The following is an 18,330-nucleotide window of genomic DNA, read 5'->3' as shown; positions in this document are numbered from 1 at the left end:
TGCTGATTGCATATGAATAAGGTTATAAAGACAAGCTTAATGAAAGCCTGCATGGCGTGCTTGGTTAGCGTGGCTTTGCTTCCGGTGGCAGTATCCGGTACAGCATTTGCCGCTGCATCGGTTCCACCTGCTCCAGGCATGATCCGTATTGATAATAAGCTGACTGGAACATCGGATATGGTTACTGTAACCGGACTGTCCGCGGGAGATATCGTCAAAGTGTATGCAGATGGCGGAACGACCACACCGCTGGGTACTGCTGCAGTCGGCAGCGGGTCGAATAGCGCAATAATCACGATCAATCAGCTGGGTGCTGCGGCTGGTTATGTATATGTTACCGTAACACAGCCTGCGTATTCGGAAAGCAGACGTATTGTGAAATCTTATCTGGCCGAGCCTTTGTCCGTGGCGCCTTCTGCAAGCAACATTCGGATTACGAATAATTCAACAGGCACACCGGATACAGTTGCACTGCTGGGACTGCAAGCAGGAGATCTCGTCAAAGTATATGCGGACGCTTCGAAAACCAATTTATTGGGCTCTGCTACAGCAGTAACGGGTTCCCGCGAAGGCACTGTTGTCTCCATCGGACAGCTCGGAAGCACCGAAGGTGTTGTCTACGTTACGTTGACGGAGTTAGGAAAAGGTGAGAGTAGGGCAACGGAAAAGGGATATGCTGGTGAAGCCATGAGCGCTAAACCGAAATTGGCACAAATTCGTGTGCTGAATGAGCTTAGTGGAACGAATGATCATATTATCGTGAGCGGCTTGCAGGCAGGTGATATTTTGAAAGTATACGCTTCTGAGAAGGCAGCCTCTCCTTTGACTCAGGTTACTGTGGCTGCAGGCTCTGACACAGCGGATGCATCACTCCCGCAGTTGAGTGTGGGAGAAGGCAGTGTGTATATGACCATTACAAGCCCACCCCTGCAGGAAAGTGTACGCGTGGTGAAGCAGTATCGCTCGGAACCGATTACGGCTGCACCGTCACCAAGCACCATTGTAGTGACAAACGAGCCAGTAGGAACGGATGATCGAATTGAGCTGTCGGGTCTGGCTGCTGGTGATATCGTCAAAGTATATGCAGATGCATCTTCAACCACTGTGATCGGGACGGCTACCGCTGACAGCAGTTCAACCCAAGTGAAGGTTTTGGTCCCACAGTTGGGCAGACAGGCCGGATATGTATACGTGACAGTAACCTCTTCCCTTCGTGCGGAAAGTCGACGTGTCATTAAAGCATACGCCGCCGAATTGGCGAGCGGTGCGCCGGATCGATCCCAAATTCAAATTCATAACGCTGTGGGATCCGAAGATACCCTTACAGTGAACGACCTGCAGGCTGGTGATACAGTGAAGGTATATGCGGACGATATATCTGTAGTGGCTATTGGCAGCGCGACTGCATCCGATGATGCGAGCTCTGTTGTGGTTCATGCAGCTTTACCTGGGACTGGTTATGGCCTTGTTTATATAACGGTAACGCATAAGCAAGAGGAAGAAAGTGCACGAACGGCTAAAATATATGCGGCCGAGCCTGTTACCTTTCCGCTATCCCCTAATCAGCTGCGAGTATCCAATCTGGCAGGAGCCTACGGTAATGATGAGGTTACAGCGATTGCGATCAAACCAGGTGATACGATCAAACTCTACACCGATGTACTGATAGCTACGCCAATTCAGACGGTGGACGGGGGAGAGGCCTCAGCCATTACAGCATCTGGTGTGACCACAGCCACGATTAGCGGTCTTCAGCTTAACAGCAATGGCGGTCACATTTATGTGACGATAACCTCTGAAGGAAAACGAGAGAGCAGTCGCATATTGAAGGTTTATGAAGCTGAGTAAGTCATTAACTTTAAAGAGAGGGGCTTGAATAATGATGACCTATCCCAAAAGCAATGTTCTTCATCGTAAAGCGGTTACTGACAGAGCTCGGGCATATCGAATTTTCAAAAACAAAATCAAACTTATGATTGCTGTTTCCTTACTATCTATTATAAGAAGGTTGGTCTTCGTGATGGCGGTTGTAACATTGCCTTTTAGTTTGTTAATTCCGAATCATATAGGATTTGCCAGATCGAACGATACGGTCGTTGTGTCTGATGTTCTTCCAGTTGTTGAGGAGGGTGGCACTGCTGCTGACAACGAGGAAGAGATGACTTTCTTATTTAGCGATATAACAGGGCATTGGGCGGAAGCTCCGATTCGTGAGGCTGCTGCGAATGGTTTTATATCCGGTTATGTGGATGGAACCTTCAAGCCGGATCATACCTTGACACTGGCGGAGTTTACCGCTCTGCTCACGGCAAGTCTGGAAGTTCCAATTTTGACCCCGAGCATAGCCAACTCGGCCCCAAGCGCAGCGAATTCCACTGAGATTACGCTCTATAACGGTAATATTCAGTCATTACGGGATGTTGGTATCATTAAGGAAAATGAATTTACACCAGACCAATGGAACCGCGAATTAACGCGTTCAGTCCTCATAGCACTTAGCTTAAGAGCGATCGACCCCAATTCCATTAACGAAGAATCGGAGCTCAAACAACGAGCGATCTCTGCAGGTCTGTTGGATGATAGCCATTCAACGGATACAGACAGCAAGCAAGTGCAGGCTGAATGGGCAGCTAAGGTGAGTACACGAGCTGAAGCTGTTGTTGTCATGCTGCGGTTACGCAATGCACTCGGTTTAGCAGGCCCTAATAAGGAGACAGTTTCGCACTGAGAAAAGATATTTCTCATTCGGTAGAGGAACAACCATCGTCTCTGTAATCGTGTGTTTACCGAACTCTCTATCACAAAAGTCGATATCGGATCTGCTCTTCCCCACGTGGATGTTGATTGTTGATCCTGATACAACGAAGCCTCCGTTCCACTATGTAGTGGACTTGGAGGCTTCTTCGATCTCATAGAGTCGTCAGAGCTTTTCGCTGGATTTTATTTGGTAATCCTGTTACCCTCTAGGTAAGATTAATCAAAAGGGGACATGAATCTATGGCTTTTATGGACTGTCATTTTTTCTCGGAATCGCTCGGGGTATCCGCATCCATGCACGTCATTTTACCACAGTCGACTACAGGACAGATCGGAATGGAATCCAATGTAATCAAAAAAAAGCATCCTACGCTTTTTTTACTGCATGGTTTGTCGGATGACCATACGATTTGGATGAGAAGAACTTCTATTGAACGATATGCTGCCGCCTATGGCTTGGCTGTTGTGATGCCTGCTGTTAACCGCAGTTTTTATACCGACATGGCTGTTGGCTACAAGTATTGGACATTTATTAGTGAAGAGCTGCCTGCTTTAGCGAGGTCGTTTTTTCCGTTATCGGAGGCAAGGGAGGACACCTTTGTTGCAGGTTTGTCGATGGGAGGATATGGCGCATTCAAGCTGGCGTTGTCGTGTCCGAATCGATTCTCAGCAGCAGCAAGCTTATCGGGGGCACTTGATATTGCGTCCATTGCCAAGCAGCGCGATCCGGTAGAGTTCCAACGTATCTTTGGCGATCTGGATCAATTTGCGGGGAGCCGTAATGATCTTTTTCAACTGGCGGAGGAAGTGGCGCAAGGTGAGGGTCCAAGCCCAATGCTGTATCAGTGCTGCGGCACGGAGGATTTTCTATATCAGGACAATGTGCGTTTCCGTGACCACTGCCGCGCCTTGAAGCTGGATTTGACCTACGAAGAAGAGCCGGGAAGCCATGAATGGGGTTATTGGGATCAAAAAATTCAAAACGTGCTGAATTGGCTGCCAATTCGATAATTGCTGTGCAGTCAGTGATGATTGCTGATGATCAAGCTCGTTTTTGAACGGGAAATATTAAAGGAGAGGTTTCATGAACGAGCATACTGAACGTGTAAGACGGCTTCAAGAAAGACTGTTGCAATTGCAGATTGACGGCTGTATGATCACGCAAAATGTCGATTTGTATTATTTTACAGGATCGATGCAGACCGGGTATTTGTTTGTGCCAAATGAGGGAGAGGCCGTGTTCTTTGTTCGCCGTAGTGTTGTACGTGCAGAGCAGGAATCCTCCATTACCGTGGAGTCTTTGGGCTCATTCCGAAGCTTTGGGGAACGGCTGGCCGATGTGTATCGTTCCTTATTCCATGCAGCGCATTCGCGTAACCTGAGGCTTGCTGCTGAATTTGATGTACTTCCTGTGCAGCAGCTCAAACGATTGGAAGCCGTACTGCCACAAGTGGATTGGGTAGATGGTTCACTACTGATCCGTGAACTACGGATGATCAAATCAGCTGCTGAAATTGGATACATTCGTGAAGCGGGCCGGGTCATCAATCTGGCTTTTGAGGATGCGCTCGACAAGCTGCGCCCGGGAATGCTGGAGCTGGAGCTGATGAGTCATATCGAGACGTATGTACGACGAGCTGGCCACATCGGTATAATGAGAATGCGAGGCTATAATCAAGAGGTAATTACGGGAATGATTGGAGCGGGAGAGGCAGCAGCAATGCCGACTTATTTCGATGGTCCCGCCGGAGGTCAGGGTTTATCCCCGGCAAGTCCACAAAGCGCGAGCCGTCGCCCCATTGCAGCCAACGAACCGATTCTGATCGATATCGGCTGTTGCATCGATGGCTATGTCATCGATCAGACACGAACCGTCGTTATCGGTACATTAGCCGAGGATTTGCTACAAGCTTATGAGCATTCGGAGCAAATTATACGCAGTGTGGAATCGAAGCTGCTGCCTGGTACCGTATGCGAGCAGTTGTACATGCATTCACTGCAAATGGCGTATACTGCTGGACTAAGTGACCATTATATGGGCTATGGCGACGATCAGGTTAAATTTCTCGGACATGGAATCGGGCTTGAGATTGATGAGCTGCCTGTGCTTGCCAAAGGCTTCAGCTACCGACTTCAGCCCGGCATGGTCATAGCTATCGAACCCAAATTTACATTCCCGCAGCGTGGAGTGGTTGGTATTGAGAACAGCTATGCGATTACGGATACCGGATTCGAAAAGCTGACCGTGTCGCGTGAGGGGCTTATCCAGCTCTAATCTTGAAGTAATAGGAAAAAGGAATTTTGTGCTGATTAAGTTTGTATTATGATTTCCCTCCAGACCATCCAATCGCTGCCTATCTTATTTAACATGGTGAAGTAACTTCTAGTCCCCGAGTCCCGGGGGCTTTTTGGCGTGGGCCATATTTCATACTGATAAAATACGAGATACTCAGAAACCGTCCCTTCAGCAGCATCGGCCATTGCCAGTCCCGTTTTCCTTTGACCATGCAGATGGCTGCGCCGGAAAGTGCCGCCCACACGATATGGCCTCCAGATGCCAAATGCCGCACCATAAAATTGTGTCATACAAGCTCTCAAGGTTGCTAGTTTCAAGCAGTACTCTTAGTGCGTAACCAGCGGTTTCAAAGTCAGCAAAGCCCGTACCTGCAGCGGCTCCAATTAGTAATCCATTCAGGATGTAAGTGTCTTTGGAATTACGCAGGAACCAGGCAATGGCCAGTACCTTGGCCGCCGCCTCGACGAAGCCGACAATGAGTACACCACTGAAGTCGTGCAGGGTTTGGTAGAGAACCAGTGCGGCGACCAATGACGCGACACCACCAATAAAGACGGTATACACAACCTTGTAGACAGGGATGTTTTGCGGTGCATTCATTTCCCAGAAAAAGACCACCAAAGTAAAAGGCACCATGAAAGAACCTACGATAATAAGTACGGGCAGGAAATTGAAGTTTCCAAAAAAGGACAAGCCAGTGTACATGCCCATGTAGGTAATCATCACCCATATAAAAACACGGGCAAACAGCCATGGCTTGGCCCGGGTATCCAATACATCCGCCTATATCCAAATTAATGACGTGCGGCTTGTATAACCTATCCAAAAATGTGAACCCTCTATGTACAAAAATAGGCTGAAACAAACGAAGAAATAACAGGGCTATTGCTGTATGCTTAAGCTAAGGAATGTTATAAGAGTATATCAAAGCTTGATCATAAAAGGAGTTCGGTTATGGCGAATATAGTCGTATTGGATGGCTACACATTAAACCCGGGGGATTTGGATTGGGGAAGATTAGAGCAGCTTGGCAATGTTACCGTATATTATCGATCGGCTGTTACTGAAATTGTGGAACGTGCAGCTCATGCGGATATCGTGCTGACCAACAAAACACAGCTGTCAGCCGCTATACTGGAGCAGCTTCCGAAGCTCAAATATATTGGTGTGCTGGCAACTGGCTACAATATTGTAGATACGGAAGCGGCTAAGCAGCGGGGAATTCCTGTGACGAATATCCCTACATACGGAACCCAATCCGTAGCCCAGTTCGTATTTGCGCTGCTGCTGGAGCTGTGTCATCGGGTACAGACTCACAGTGACGCAGTCCATGCGGGGGATTGGAACAACTGCCCAGATTTTTGCTTTACACGTTCGCCGCTGATTGAGCTTTCAGGCAAAACAATGGGGTTGATCGGGCTTGGTCGTATTGGTGGTCAAGTGGCAAGAATCGCCAACGCTTTTGGCATGAGGGTTATCGCAGTGGGCAGCGGTAGAAGCAATCCGACTCCAGTCGAAGGCGTAGAGTGGGTGGAGCTTGACCAGCTGTTAGCAGAATCGGATGTCATTAGTTTGCACTGCCCATTAACACCGGCTACGGAAAAGCTGATCAATGCGGAGCGGCTTGCGCTGATGAAGCATTCGGCTATATTGATCAATACCTCTCGTGGAGCACTAATTAACGAGCAGGATTTGGCAATTGCTTTGAACGATCGACGAATTGCCGGAGCTGCGGTGGATGTGCTGTCCGTGGAGCCTCCTGTACCTTCGAATCCGTTGTATGCGGCAGCGAACTGCTTGATTACACCTCATATCGCCTGGGCGACGAAAGAAGCCAGAGCCAGATTGATGGGAACAGCAGTAGATAATGTTCAAAGCTTTCTGTCGGGTCATACCGTTCATGTAGTGAACGGGTAATCTGCAAACGACTATGAGAAGCATCCATGTTCTACTGCGCGTCGGTAGCATTGGATGCTTTTTATTTGATGTAGCGTCGATCCCCCAATTTACATACCTACAACATGCTGCTCCTTCTGATTACTCAGCTTCATGCTCTGGAGCTCATGGTGAAATTTCTCCTCAATAGCCGATTTATTGCCATACACATACAAGATGTCACCCTCCTGAATCGTCAGCTTCAGGCACTGCTGTCTGATTTTCTGATCATCCCGCTGAACAAACAGCAGCAAAATATCTTCCTCCGTACCCAATAAGGCATCCGTTCTTTGGTCCACTAAATTGGAGTCGGCATGGATATGAACATCCGTGACCCAATCGGTGTCGCTCGTATACAAAATTTCTTCGATGGGCAGCTGATGCAGCTCAAATTGTTGATTCAGATGACGGTGAAACTTGAGCTTGAGCAGACCCATCATCTTTTTGTTTTTGACCGTTAGTAAAATAACAGCAAGTCCAACGGTTACTATTGTCAAAGCCGGGATTCGTAAATTTTGTCCCAACAGGCTGCTGATAATGGAGATCAGAACAGCCAACGAGAAGACACCGAACAAGATAAGAAACACGCCAATATTGCGGCGTACCGGGTGACGCAGGATCAGCTCCGATTCCAGTGTCGTATAACCGGTTGCCGTCAGCATGGAAACCGCCTGAAAGCGCGCGATTTCCTTTTTGAGCCCTGATATGATCAGAAGGGTAGAAGAAACCTCCAGCACCAAGGCAATCAGAATCAAATAAATGACGATAAACAGCATCTCCACGCACGATATCCCCCTTGCAACCGAATATATTCTATCATTACCATTCAGTACCGTTCTTGAACCCTTCAATCTGATTAAGGACAAGGAACTTTACTTCAATTTTTTGGATTTTTGATCTTTTTTGATTGATTGGGTGGGTTGTAGAGTAATACTACCTATAGAGAACAATTCGGTGATCAGTAGGAGCGGTGAAAAGAATGGTCCAACCCCATACCATGGTTCAACCTGTATTAGAAGAAAAACGGCTTAAGGCTGCACTGCTTCAGTTCGTGTTTCCGTTCTCGCTTAATGAGGATTGCCAGGATGATTTGAAGCAGCAGCTGCAAAAGGACGACTTTGCTGCGTTTGAACTGGGAAATCTGGAGCTGGAGACTGCATTCTACGGGGAGGGCTATCAGGTATCCCATTTGAATTTGGAACGGTATTATTTACCTTTTACGAATAGCGTCATTTTTCCTCATAAAGATTCCAAGGATGTATTTTTACGTTATTCCAAGCGTCTGGAAATGGATTGTAGCCTGCGGATGAATCAACAGCATATCCCGTTTCGTATACATTCGGTCGATGTCGTGTTATGTCCCTTTGATTTGGGCTTTATTACGGTACGGACCGAGGTGAGATGTGACGACTTAACCTACTCGCAGGTGCTGGAGTTCGTGAACCGATTCCGTATTTTGCAAAATATGAAGGATCAGGATGAGCCGGTTGAGCTGGTCCAAAATGGAAATCTTTACAACGAGGTCGAAGAATTTATTTTGGATGGACTTGTGCCCGGGATGATCGCCTACCTGGACAAGACGGATCTGGAAAAAACGTATTTTGAAAAGCTGCCCTTTTTTGTGGATGAGCGGATGTTTGTACAGGGACTGGTTTCCTTCACAGATAACTGCCCGATTGCACCTGAGGATATATACCGTGCCTCTCGGGTCGATGGACTGGACCTTCAGGGCGAGCCTTATATTAGCTCTTCGAATATGGACTATATTCAGCGGTATTTGGATGAGCACATTTACGACAGGTGGGGGCCGGATACGTTTTATGTGATTGAAGAGAACTCTTTCTTTTGTTTGACGAATCAGTCCAAGGAAGTGACTACGGCTCTCGGCAACCACATGTACGGAGCATATTATTATGGCGTGCTCATTAATTTGTTTTATAAAGTTGTGCTGCTTAAATTATCGAACCGTTATTCGCATGTCCAACTGGATCAGAATCAGGACGAAATCGATGATTTGATCCGCTCGATTACGATTTTTTCTGCCCGATATTACTTTCTGGAGGTCGCTACCCAATCCCAGGGCAAAGAAATTTTTCTCCAGCTTCGCAAGCATCTGGGCAGTGACGAGCTGTACGCAGAAGTGAATGAAACGCTGGCTGATCTGTACAAATACCAGGAAAATTTTACAGCCAAACGTTCCAATTACTTGCTGCTGATCTTGACGATCTATTCGGTGGTCAGTGGTATTTATGGGATGAATCAGGTGATTGAAGACTTGAAGGGACCTATCGATTGGGGGAAAATGAATGACTATTCCATTTTTGAATATATTGCGCTGACCGTGATGGTTACAGGGATGGGGGCTGCGATTACGCTGGGGGTGACTACGCTGAGGCGTTTGTTTAAGGAAATAGGTAAACGAAAATAAAGCAGAAGCCTCTTTACCTTCCCCTTACGTAATAGTTTATAATGGGGTTAGCAGGGAGATGGGAATATTGAAAATTAATGAACTGGCCCGCAGGCTGGATGTCACTCCGAGGGCGATTCGTTTCTATGAGGAGAAAGGGCTGCTGCAGCCAGTCAAAAATGAACACAACGGTTATCGGCACTACAATGAGGAGGATGCATGGCGGCTGCAAACGATCACTTCATTTCGTGAAATGGGGATCGGCATCGAGAGCATTGCCAAGCTGCTGCGAGTATTTGACAGTGGCGATGCGACCTCCCTGCATCATCATTTGGAGCTGCAGCGGGCGATCCTGTTTTCCAAGTGGGTAGAATGGAAGCAGACCCTGACCGCCATGGATGAGCTGATTGATCAGGTGGACGAAGGAAAGCCACTCGTCATGGACGATCTGTTCAAGCTCGCAGAGCATACGAAGCGAATTCGAACAGCCCGTTCCTCCTGGGAGGATCAGTGGGGCTTTGACCAAATCGCTGAGCAGTTTGACCGCAAACGACATGATCTGAACGAAAGCCCGGTTGGATGGATTGCCTCAGCAGACGAGTATGAGCAGGCTTTGGCCTTTACCGTTCAGTGGCTGGCTCCAAGGGCTGAAGAGGTGGGGCTCGATATTGGCGCGGGGACGGGTAATTTGGCGGGAAGGCTGTTGGAAACAGGTGCCGAGGTTGCGGCTGTCGAGCAATCGCGCCAGATGCTGGTTCGCTGCCGCAGCAAATATCCCGCGCTGCAAGCGAAGCTCGGCAATCTGCTCGCACTGCCGTTCTTCGATGGCCAGTTTCATTTTGCTGCGACCAGCTTTGCGTTCCATCATGTGAACGAGACCCAGCAGCTGCTGGGTCTTGCCGAAATGGACCGTGTGCTGAAGCCGCACGGACGTGTCGTTATTACGGGCCTTATGTTTGAGCATGAAGATGCCAGAGCGGCACATCTTACCCGGCTGCAGGCAGTTGGCAGGACAGATGTACTGGCCAAGCTGGCCAACTGCTATCCCTCTGACCGTTCCAGGCTGCTGCAGTGGTTTCATGAGCATGGCTATATCACGGTACAGCAGCAGCTGAACGAATGGGTACACATGGTGTATGCGCTCCGCCAGCCCTAATGCCAATCTGGAAAAGTGTCAGATGAAACGTCTTGATCTACACCGGATAAGCCCGTGGCATACCTTCGGTTGGCTTTCCCAGACCATCAATGTCATTGTCGTTCAGCAGGGGAATACGAATCGTAACAATGACACCGCTTCCGGCATCATTGTCTTGGATGTTAATCCCGTAATCCACACCGAAAAAGGCTTCGAAGCGTTCCGTGACGTTACGAATGCCATAACCACCGGTGCTTCGTTTTTCCCCTGAATTCCAGTTATTCCTGAGTCCTACGCCATCGTCCGAGACGGTAAATACGATCGCTTCATTCTCCTGAACAGCGGTGATGCAGATCGTGCCTTCCGATCTTCCGTCAAAGCCATGCATAATCGCATTTTCGATAAAGGGCTGAAGCGTCATTTTCGGGATATAATAAAGCTCCAATTCGGCAGGTACATGTGTAACGACGGTCAGGCCTTCCTCCCAGCGCAGCTGCTGGATCTGCATGTAGCAGCCGGCGTGGAGCAGTTCATCGTGGATCGTAACCAGACTTTCCCCATTGGACAAGCCGATCCTGAACATGCGTCCCATCAGCTCGAGAATTTCACTCATTTTATCTTGTCCGGCACCAAGAGCCATCCAATTGAGCTGATCCAGGGTATTATACAGAAAGTGTGGATTGATCATCGCCTGAAGCGCTTTGATTTCGGCCTTTTTTTGCCTGATGTACTGGTTTTCCAGCGACATATACAGCTCCTGAATCCGATCAATCAGCTTCCGGTAGCCTGCGAACAGCACCCCATATTCATTATAGTAATCCTCCGGCAGCTTTACCTTGTTGATATTCGCCGCGTATCCGCCCATCTCATGCAGCAGCAGCCGGATCGGTTTAATAAACTGATTGGAGAAAAATAAAGTGAAAAACAAGGCAATGAATATCGCCAAAATACCGACCAACGATAAAATAAATGCATTGTGAACACTGCCTGAAGTAATCTGCTTCCACGGGGTGAGCTCGACGAGCGTCCAGTCCGAATTGAAATGCTTTGACCAAACCATTAAGTGGCTGCTGGAGTTAGCCAGTGTATATCCCTTGGTATCGACCTTTAAATAGCCGGATTCGTTCACCGTATAAGGAAGAAAATCCTTAATATTGGGTCCAAGCTGCGGATCTCCAATTAACGTAATCACTCTGCCTCCAGAATCGAGCAAGATCCGGTTGGCGTCCGCCGTTTCCCCCTTGACCAGATTTTGAATTGCAGACGATTTTACATTTAAGAGCAATAATCCGCTGTATTCGCCAGTAGAGGAATATACTTTACGGGCAAAGCTGATCACGGAAAAATCCCCGTTAAACAATTGAATCGTACGCTCGCCTACCCATGAGAAATCGGTATTTTCAACCGCTGCGTACCAGGGCTCTCCTTTGACCTTCTGCTCCTCAATAAAGACAACAGGCATCTGGGACTGAATGTAAACCACATTTTTTGTATAAAATTGAATCGAGGAGATCATGGGTGTGGCATAGGTGATACTGGCTAAATAAGCTTCCAGCTCTGCGCCCCTTTTATGGTCGGAATAGACGTCTTCGGATAACAGGGAGTAATCGGACAACAAGGGATTACGCGAGGCTGTTAATGAGACCTGCTCGATTGAACGCATTTGGATACCGATTTTGCTATACAGCTCATTCAATACATTTTGTTGATAATAAGACGTGTTCTTTACCATTTCCTGAGCGGAAAGCGAGTATGCCAACCAGATCACGACGACGAGCAGAATGACGATGAAGCAGGAGAATCCACCATACAGCAAGTAATAGATCGGATATTTTTTGAACATATGCTTCATTTGACATTCCCGCCCTCATTACCGATTTATCTGATTAATTCCATGGGTGTAATTCCAAAATGCTTTTTAAAGGTGGTGCTAAAATAAGGGATGTTTTTGTAACCGACACTTTCTGCAACCTCATAAATTTTGAACGTTCCCTTCAAGAGCAGTGCTCTGGCTTGCTCCATACGAACCCGGATAATGTAATTATTAATCGTTTCTCCTGTTGCATTTTTGAAAATCAGGCTCAGGTAGTTGCGCGAAATGAATACCTTCTCCGCAAGCTCTGCGAGCGTAATGTCCTGCTTGAAATTCTCATGAATATATTGCTTCATGAAATCAACGGCCTGCTTGTGCTTCAGGTTTTCGTGCCAATGCTGATTGACACAGATATCCCGGATTTTATCATGCAGCCACACCCCGAATTGATCAGCTGTATGAATGCTGCGCAGCTCGGCTTCGATCTGCACCTCGGTAAAAATCTCCCATAGACGGATTTGCTCATCATTAAGCGCATAGCTGGCTATCGTCCAGAACTGTGCGCCCAGCGCGTGGAAGAAAGGCTCGGAGGAGTCAGAGCTTTCATGTAATGTATCGATATAGCTGTGAATGATCGATTCCGCCATTTTTCCCTGGGTGTTTTTGATATCCTCAATCAGCTGGTGATAAAACCGCATCGGTTTGGCTAATACACCATTCGATTGGGAACGCTTACTTGATGAATCGTTATAGGCATATAAACTCGAAGAGGACAGCAGGGGAGCACCTTGGGATAAAAAGTGGAATGCTTCCTCCAGTGAATCGGAGATTTGTGACCAATGGTTTTTAAGACCGCCGATTCCGATATGCAGGGAAATGGACAAATACCTGTGCACACAATCAATGATCATTTCGGCAATCGACTTTACCCCATCAATCAGTTCCTCGTACCTTGCGTCCTTCTCGAAGTGCAGAATCAAGCTGGCATGATAGCCATGCAGCTCGACGTAGTCGAAGGTCAGCTGCCGTTCACTGAGAATTTCTTGAATAATGTTTTGAATGGCAAACCGGAACAAAAAGCGGTCCGGAGCCGCAACATCGGATATCCGCGCCGTTCGCATAATTTCAATGCCCAGCACCAGATGGGTTTGCGCCTTTTCTGTATTGAATAGCGGGTGTTCTTTATTCCAATCGTCCATCGTTCCGGTAACCGCGGTTTTCAACCATTCTTTATGGACAAACGGCTCATACAAAATGACTTTATCACGCAGCGCCTTCTGCTCCAGCTGGATTTTATTTTCCTCTTCGACTGTAAGAATGACACGCTGAAGCGACTCACGAAGTGTTTGTCTGGAAACAGGCTTCGATAAATAATCGTCCACATTCATTCTTAATGCCTTGCGTGCAAATTCAAAATCGGAATAGCCGCTGTGAATCAGAAACTTTCCCTGGAACTGCTCTTTCCGCAAGTGTTCTATCATGGTCAGCCCGTCCATCACAGGCATATACACGTCAGTGATGACGATATCCGGCTTCTCCTTCCGGATCAGCTCCAGTCCTTTGTGACCATTCGTGCTTTCACCGACCCATTCGGCACCCAACTCGTCCCAGGGAATCGCTTGCTTCATGCCTCTCAGAACTTGTCTGTCATCATCAATGATCGCAATCTTCCACATGAATGCTTCGCCTCCTGCCTAAATATCGGATTAATTTAAAAGAAATAGTGATATACCCTCATAGGCGCCCGGGATCGAAAATTTTATAATAAGAAAAACACAACAAACGAGGTGGGCGGACATGAAAGAAAGCGCAGCAACATCACTATCTGATCCATTGATCAAGCGACATCGACCCACAATCAAGCGGTGGGAATCACCGATTGCCGGATATTTGTTTATATCTCCATGGCTGTTGGGCTTTCTGGGCCTAACATTATACCCCATGCTGCAATCGCTTTATTATTCATTCACCGACTTTTCGCTGCTGGAGGAGCCAACGTGGGTGGGGCTCAGGAATTACAACAGAATAATAACATCCGATGAACGATTTATACAAGCTGTGAAGGTGACTTTCATTTACGTAGCGGCTTCTGTTCCTTTGCGACTGGTAGCGGCACTGATGGTCGCCATTTTGTTAGCCAAAAACATCAGAGGGATGTCGGCTTACCGTACGGCGATTTATTTTCCATCGTTGATTGGGGGCAGTATTGCGGTAGCGATTCTCTGGAAGAACATCTTTGGCAAGGAAGGCTTTGTGAACAATATCTTGGCCCACTTTGGCATCGAGGGGACAGGCTGGGTAACGAATCCCGATACGGCCTTGTGGACTTTAGTGCTGCTGGTAGGCTGGCAGTTCGGTTCGGCCATGGTTATTTTTCTGGCGGGGCTTAAGCAGATCCCTAATGATTTGTATGAGGCCTCCTCGGTTGACGGAGCGGGCAAAGCAACGCAGTTTTTCCGAATTACACTGCCGATGCTCTCGCCAACCATTTATTTTAATTCGATCATGGGTATTATCGGAGCCTTTCAAATGTTCACCCCGGCTATGATCATCACCAACGGTGGACCTGCCAATTCGACCTATGTATATTCGCTTTATTTGTATGAACGTGCGTTCAGCCGTCTTCAAATGGGTTATGCCTCGGGTCTTGCGTGGATTATGCTTTTGATCATTGTGGCCTCCACGGCTGTTATTTTTCTGACATCGAAATATTGGGTTTTCTATGAATCTGAAGGAGGAAAGAGCAAATGAATAGTAGACGGAATCTCCTGTTCAGACATCTGGGACTTGCCGTGCTCAGCCTGCTGATGATTTACCCCGTGTTTTGGTGGGTGGGCGCTTCTCTGAAATCAAATCAGGAAATGAGCCTGCCGAATCTATTTCCGACGAACCCCATGTGGGTCAATTTTAGTAATGGTTGGTACGCCATCCCCGGTCATTCCTTTACGGATTTTTATTGGAACAATGCGCAGCTGGAGCTTGGGATTCTCATCACGACCGTTATTTCCTGCAGTCTGGTTGCATTTGGCTTTGCCCGGTTGGACTTTCCGCTGCGGAACTTTTGGTTCTCGATCCTGATGCTTACGCTGATGCTGCCTGGACAGGTAACGATTATTCCCCAATATGCGTTGTTTCACAGCTTTGGCTGGGTCAATACGTATTTGCCGTTTATCGTACCACATGCACTGGCTGGTGGCTCTGGAGGCGCGTTCTTCGTATTTTTGCTGGTGCAATTTATTAGAGGCATTCCGAAGGAATTGGATGAATCGGCCAAAATGGACGGCTGCAGCTGGTTTGGGGTTTACTGGAGGATTATCATCCCGCTAACGAAGCCGGCGCTCGTGACTGTATTAATCTACTGCTTCTTATGGAATTGGGATGATTTTTTTGGTCATATGCTTTATATTAACTCGGTTGATAAATATACAGTTGGCTTGGCGCTTCGGATGTTTAATGACTCACAGTCGGCTCAGGAATGGGGTCAGCTGCTGGCAATGGGTCTGGTGTCGGTGATTCCTTCCGTCATTATTTTCTTCCTTGCCCAGAAGCATTTCGTTGAAGGTATTGCGACCACCGGTATTAAGGGTTAAAGCTTTCATATGCTTTGATCTTCAATAGATGATGAATAAGGTAAGCTATTATAATTAAAGGGGACATGATCCAGGATGATGAAAATGAGAAAAAAAGTAATCTTTTCAGTTGTATCCACCGTGATGGGATTATCCATGGTTGGCTGTTCAGCAGCCGGAACACAAACAGCCAAAGTACCGGATAGTAATTCGGCTGCAGCGCCAACAATGGAAAGCAAGCCCGCCGCAAGCAGCAAGCCGATCAAGCTCCGGATCAATTGGTGGGGTTCCCAGCCGAGACATGATGCCACCATCAAAATTCTTGATTTGTATACGAAGAAAAATCCGAACGTCACCTTTGAACCGGAATATTCCGGCTTTGACGGCTATATCGACAAGCTGACTACACAAGCAGCAGCCAAAAATGCACCTGATATTATCCAGATGGACGCCGCATGGTTAGCGGACTGGAATGCCAGAAATCAATTAGCCGATTTAAGCAGCGTCAACGTCAAGGACATTGATCCGAAGCTGGTCGAAGCCGGCAAATATAAGGATAAATCAACAGCTATTCCGCTCGGTAATAATGCCTGGGGCATGATTTATGATAAAGGCTCTCTGGAAAAGCTCGGCTTTCAGCTGAAGGACGGAATTACCTGGGATGAGTATTTCAAGCTTGCCAGAGATATCAAAGCGAAACTGGGCAAGGATCAATATGTGATGCAGGATGCGACAACGAACCGTGAAGCCTATACGTCCTATCAATTAAGTAAAGGTAAAGGACAGCCAGTAACGCCTGAAGGCAAGTTCAACTTTGATAAGGATACATGGCTAGAATGGGTGAAGACGTTCAGCGATTTTAGAAAAGAAGGCATTGTACCTCCCCCGGATGTCGCAGTTGGTGACAAGGAGCTGGATCCAAAGCTGGACCTGATGCTGAATGGCAAAATCATTTTCAGAAACGCACATGCGGCGCAAGCCTCTTCATGGGAGGGGCTGAAGCCTGGAAGCATCGGAGTATCGGCAATGCCTAAGGACAAACAGGGCGGTGGATGGCTGAAGGCGACCTTCTTCTTTAGTGTAAGTCAGGATTCACAGAACAAGGCTGAAGCAGCGAAATTTATCGATTGGTTCGTGAACGATCCCGAGGTTGGGGAAATTTCCGGAACGACTCGCGGCGTGCCGGTTTCCAATAAAATCGTCGCTCAATTAACGCCTAAATTCACAGCTGCCGATAAATTGACTGTGGATATGATTGCCAAGTCCATTGCAGGGGCTCAACAATTTAACCCGGGTGCCAAGGGGTGGAACAACTTTGATACCAAAGAATACAAATCGATTACCGAGGCGCTGATGTTTGATAAAACAACACCAGATAAAGCTTTCGATGAACTGAAAAAGAAGGCATCCGAATACGAAAAATAAATGATCGTTATGGGTTTGAAGCAGCTGAGGTTATCCGAGAGTCGAGCAGACTTGATGGATAACCTCTTCCTGTCATGCGGTAGGCTGTACCGGGATAAAACTTGTAGATTCGACTCTTTTTTCTATAAAAAGCGCAGTTGGCTGCCATTTTGGAAACAAAGTATCCTTGCTTTTTGTCTATCATTGCTTAACCCTATAAAAGATGCTAGAATAAAAACAATTATTACAAACTACCTATATTTGTAGTCTTTTTTGACTCCATTTATGGACGATCTCTATCATTATTTTGCTAATAGGCATACATTTGTATAGAATACTAAGCATGAGACGCGTCAATCTTGGGGAGGAATGGCATATGTTGCGTTTGGGACAAAGAGTAATTATCGTGGCAGACACTTTTGAGCAAAACTTGCCTGTTAGTGAATATGGTTATATCATGGCTATCGATCGGAACGCTGATAATGTTTTTGATTATGTTGTGCGGGTTCCCAAAATAAATAAGCATTTTTTTGTAACAGCTGCGGACATTGAGCTGGAGGAAATTTTGATTCAGCTGGAAGCCGACAGACTTCAGCGTGAATCGCTGATCGATTTTGCACTGGCTACCAAGAACGAAGAATTATTCCGTCGAATTATGAACGGGGAAGATCAGCAAGAGGCGGATACGATGAAGCCGAGCTCCGAGGTTCAATCCCAGGCTGACTTTATTAAACAAGTGAATTTAAAGGCTTGGATTTAAGTCACAAGCCTTCGTATAGTATTGTAAAAAGCCTTCATTTCCGAACGAGTTATCGTCGGGAGGAAGGCTTTTTCGCATACATAGATATACCTGCCGGGACTGAATATCGACAATCGGCTGCATACGATTTTCCACGACTTACATGACAAGGTTGTTACATACCCAATATTTGTTGAAAACGCTATTTTGAATGAGAGCAGCATGTTACCTTTGTGTTCATGCCCAAAAATGTGTTCTTCCATTTGGTACGCTTC

At 47.1% G+C, this 18,330-nt stretch carries 15 protein-coding genes; 11 read left to right on the top strand and 4 right to left on the bottom strand.

Annotated elements, in window-relative coordinates; all coding sequences use genetic code 11:
- Positions 1 to 12: 12 nt before the first annotated feature.
- The 4 genes from OB236_RS29010 to OB236_RS28995 all read left to right on the top strand — a co-directional run bounded on the left by OB236_RS29010 (position 13) and on the right by OB236_RS28995 (position 5,032).
- Positions 13 to 1,848, top strand: a complete 1,836-nt coding sequence (locus OB236_RS29010) for a hypothetical protein (RefSeq protein ID WP_262687029.1) — start codon at positions 13 to 15, stop codon at positions 1,846 to 1,848.
- A 172-nt stretch (positions 1,849 to 2,020) separates the two neighbouring features.
- Positions 2,021 to 2,728 (top strand): S-layer homology domain-containing protein, encoded by a 708-nt coding sequence (locus OB236_RS29005; RefSeq protein WP_262687100.1) that lies wholly within the window; start codon positions 2,021 to 2,023, stop codon positions 2,726 to 2,728.
- Between the two features lie 269 nt (positions 2,729 to 2,997).
- Complete coding sequence (locus tag OB236_RS29000; RefSeq protein WP_262687028.1) at positions 2,998 to 3,768, top strand: alpha/beta hydrolase; 771 nt, start codon at positions 2,998 to 3,000, stop codon at positions 3,766 to 3,768.
- Positions 3,769 to 3,841: 73 nt separating this feature from the next.
- On the top strand, positions 3,842 to 5,032 hold the full coding sequence (locus OB236_RS28995; RefSeq protein ID WP_262687027.1) for a M24 family metallopeptidase: 1,191 nt from the start codon (positions 3,842 to 3,844) through the stop codon (positions 5,030 to 5,032).
- 189 nt (positions 5,033 to 5,221) lie between these two features.
- Here OB236_RS28995 and OB236_RS28990 read toward each other — a convergent pair whose 3' ends face one another.
- A complete protein-coding gene (locus OB236_RS28990) occupies positions 5,222 to 5,827 on the bottom strand; it encodes a PrsW family glutamic-type intramembrane protease (protein ID WP_262687026.1) in 606 nt (201 codons plus the stop codon).
- Between the two features lie 180 nt (positions 5,828 to 6,007).
- On the opposite strand from OB236_RS28990, the gene OB236_RS28985 reads away from it, so the two are divergent.
- Positions 6,008 to 6,970, top strand: coding sequence for a D-2-hydroxyacid dehydrogenase (locus tag OB236_RS28985; RefSeq protein WP_262687025.1), 963 nt, complete (start codon positions 6,008 to 6,010; stop codon positions 6,968 to 6,970).
- An 89-nt stretch (positions 6,971 to 7,059) separates the two neighbouring features.
- On the opposite strand, the gene OB236_RS28980 is transcribed toward OB236_RS28985, so the two are convergent.
- Positions 7,060 to 7,764 carry a TrkA C-terminal domain-containing protein gene (locus OB236_RS28980; protein WP_262687099.1) on the bottom strand — a complete coding sequence of 235 codons (705 nt, stop codon included), beginning with the start codon at positions 7,762 to 7,764 and terminating at the stop codon, positions 7,060 to 7,062.
- A 203-nt stretch (positions 7,765 to 7,967) separates the two neighbouring features.
- Here OB236_RS28980 and OB236_RS28975 point away from each other — a divergent pair, with 203 nt between their 5' ends.
- The gene (locus OB236_RS28975) at positions 7,968 to 9,416 is read left to right on the top strand and encodes a hypothetical protein (RefSeq protein WP_262687024.1); all 1,449 of its coding nucleotides are present in this window, start codon (positions 7,968 to 7,970) and stop codon (positions 9,414 to 9,416) included.
- A gap of 58 nt (positions 9,417 to 9,474) precedes the next feature.
- Entirely contained in the window at positions 9,475 to 10,551 is a 1,077-nt protein-coding gene (locus OB236_RS28970) for a MerR family transcriptional regulator (RefSeq protein WP_262687023.1), read from the top strand.
- Between the two features lie 37 nt (positions 10,552 to 10,588).
- On the opposite strand, the gene OB236_RS28965 is transcribed toward OB236_RS28970, so the two are convergent.
- Together OB236_RS28965 and OB236_RS28960 are read right to left on the bottom strand one after the other, a co-directional pair.
- The gene (locus OB236_RS28965; protein WP_262687022.1) at positions 10,589 to 12,382 is read right to left on the bottom strand and encodes a sensor histidine kinase; all 1,794 of its coding nucleotides are present in this window, start codon (positions 12,380 to 12,382) and stop codon (positions 10,589 to 10,591) included.
- Between the two features lie 26 nt (positions 12,383 to 12,408).
- Positions 12,409 to 14,019, bottom strand: a complete 1,611-nt coding sequence (locus OB236_RS28960; RefSeq protein WP_262687021.1) for a response regulator transcription factor — start codon at positions 14,017 to 14,019, stop codon at positions 12,409 to 12,411.
- Positions 14,020 to 14,140: 121 nt separating this feature from the next.
- Here OB236_RS28960 and OB236_RS28955 point away from each other — a divergent pair, with 121 nt between their 5' ends.
- The 4 genes from OB236_RS28955 to OB236_RS28940 all read left to right on the top strand — a co-directional run bounded on the left by OB236_RS28955 (position 14,141) and on the right by OB236_RS28940 (position 18,076).
- On the top strand, positions 14,141 to 15,094 hold the full coding sequence (locus OB236_RS28955) for a carbohydrate ABC transporter permease (protein ID WP_262687020.1): 954 nt from the start codon (positions 14,141 to 14,143) through the stop codon (positions 15,092 to 15,094).
- Positions 15,091 to 15,933, top strand: coding sequence for a carbohydrate ABC transporter permease (locus tag OB236_RS28950; protein WP_076229900.1), 843 nt, complete (start codon positions 15,091 to 15,093; stop codon positions 15,931 to 15,933). Before OB236_RS28955 ends, OB236_RS28950 begins: the two co-directional genes overlap by 4 nt.
- 84 nt (positions 15,934 to 16,017) lie before the next feature.
- Positions 16,018 to 17,337: an ABC transporter substrate-binding protein gene (locus OB236_RS28945; RefSeq protein ID WP_256711251.1), complete on the top strand. Its 1,320-nt coding sequence runs from the start codon at positions 16,018 to 16,020 to the stop codon at positions 17,335 to 17,337.
- A 355-nt stretch (positions 17,338 to 17,692) separates the two neighbouring features.
- A complete protein-coding gene (locus tag OB236_RS28940) occupies positions 17,693 to 18,076 on the top strand; it encodes an ATPase (protein WP_262687019.1) in 384 nt (127 codons plus the stop codon).
- The last annotated feature ends 254 nt before the right edge of the window (positions 18,077 to 18,330 follow it).

The organism is Paenibacillus baimaensis, from assembly GCF_025567575.1.
Note: the sequence above shows the minus strand (reverse complement) of the source record. Positions and strands in the feature narration are given on the sequence as shown.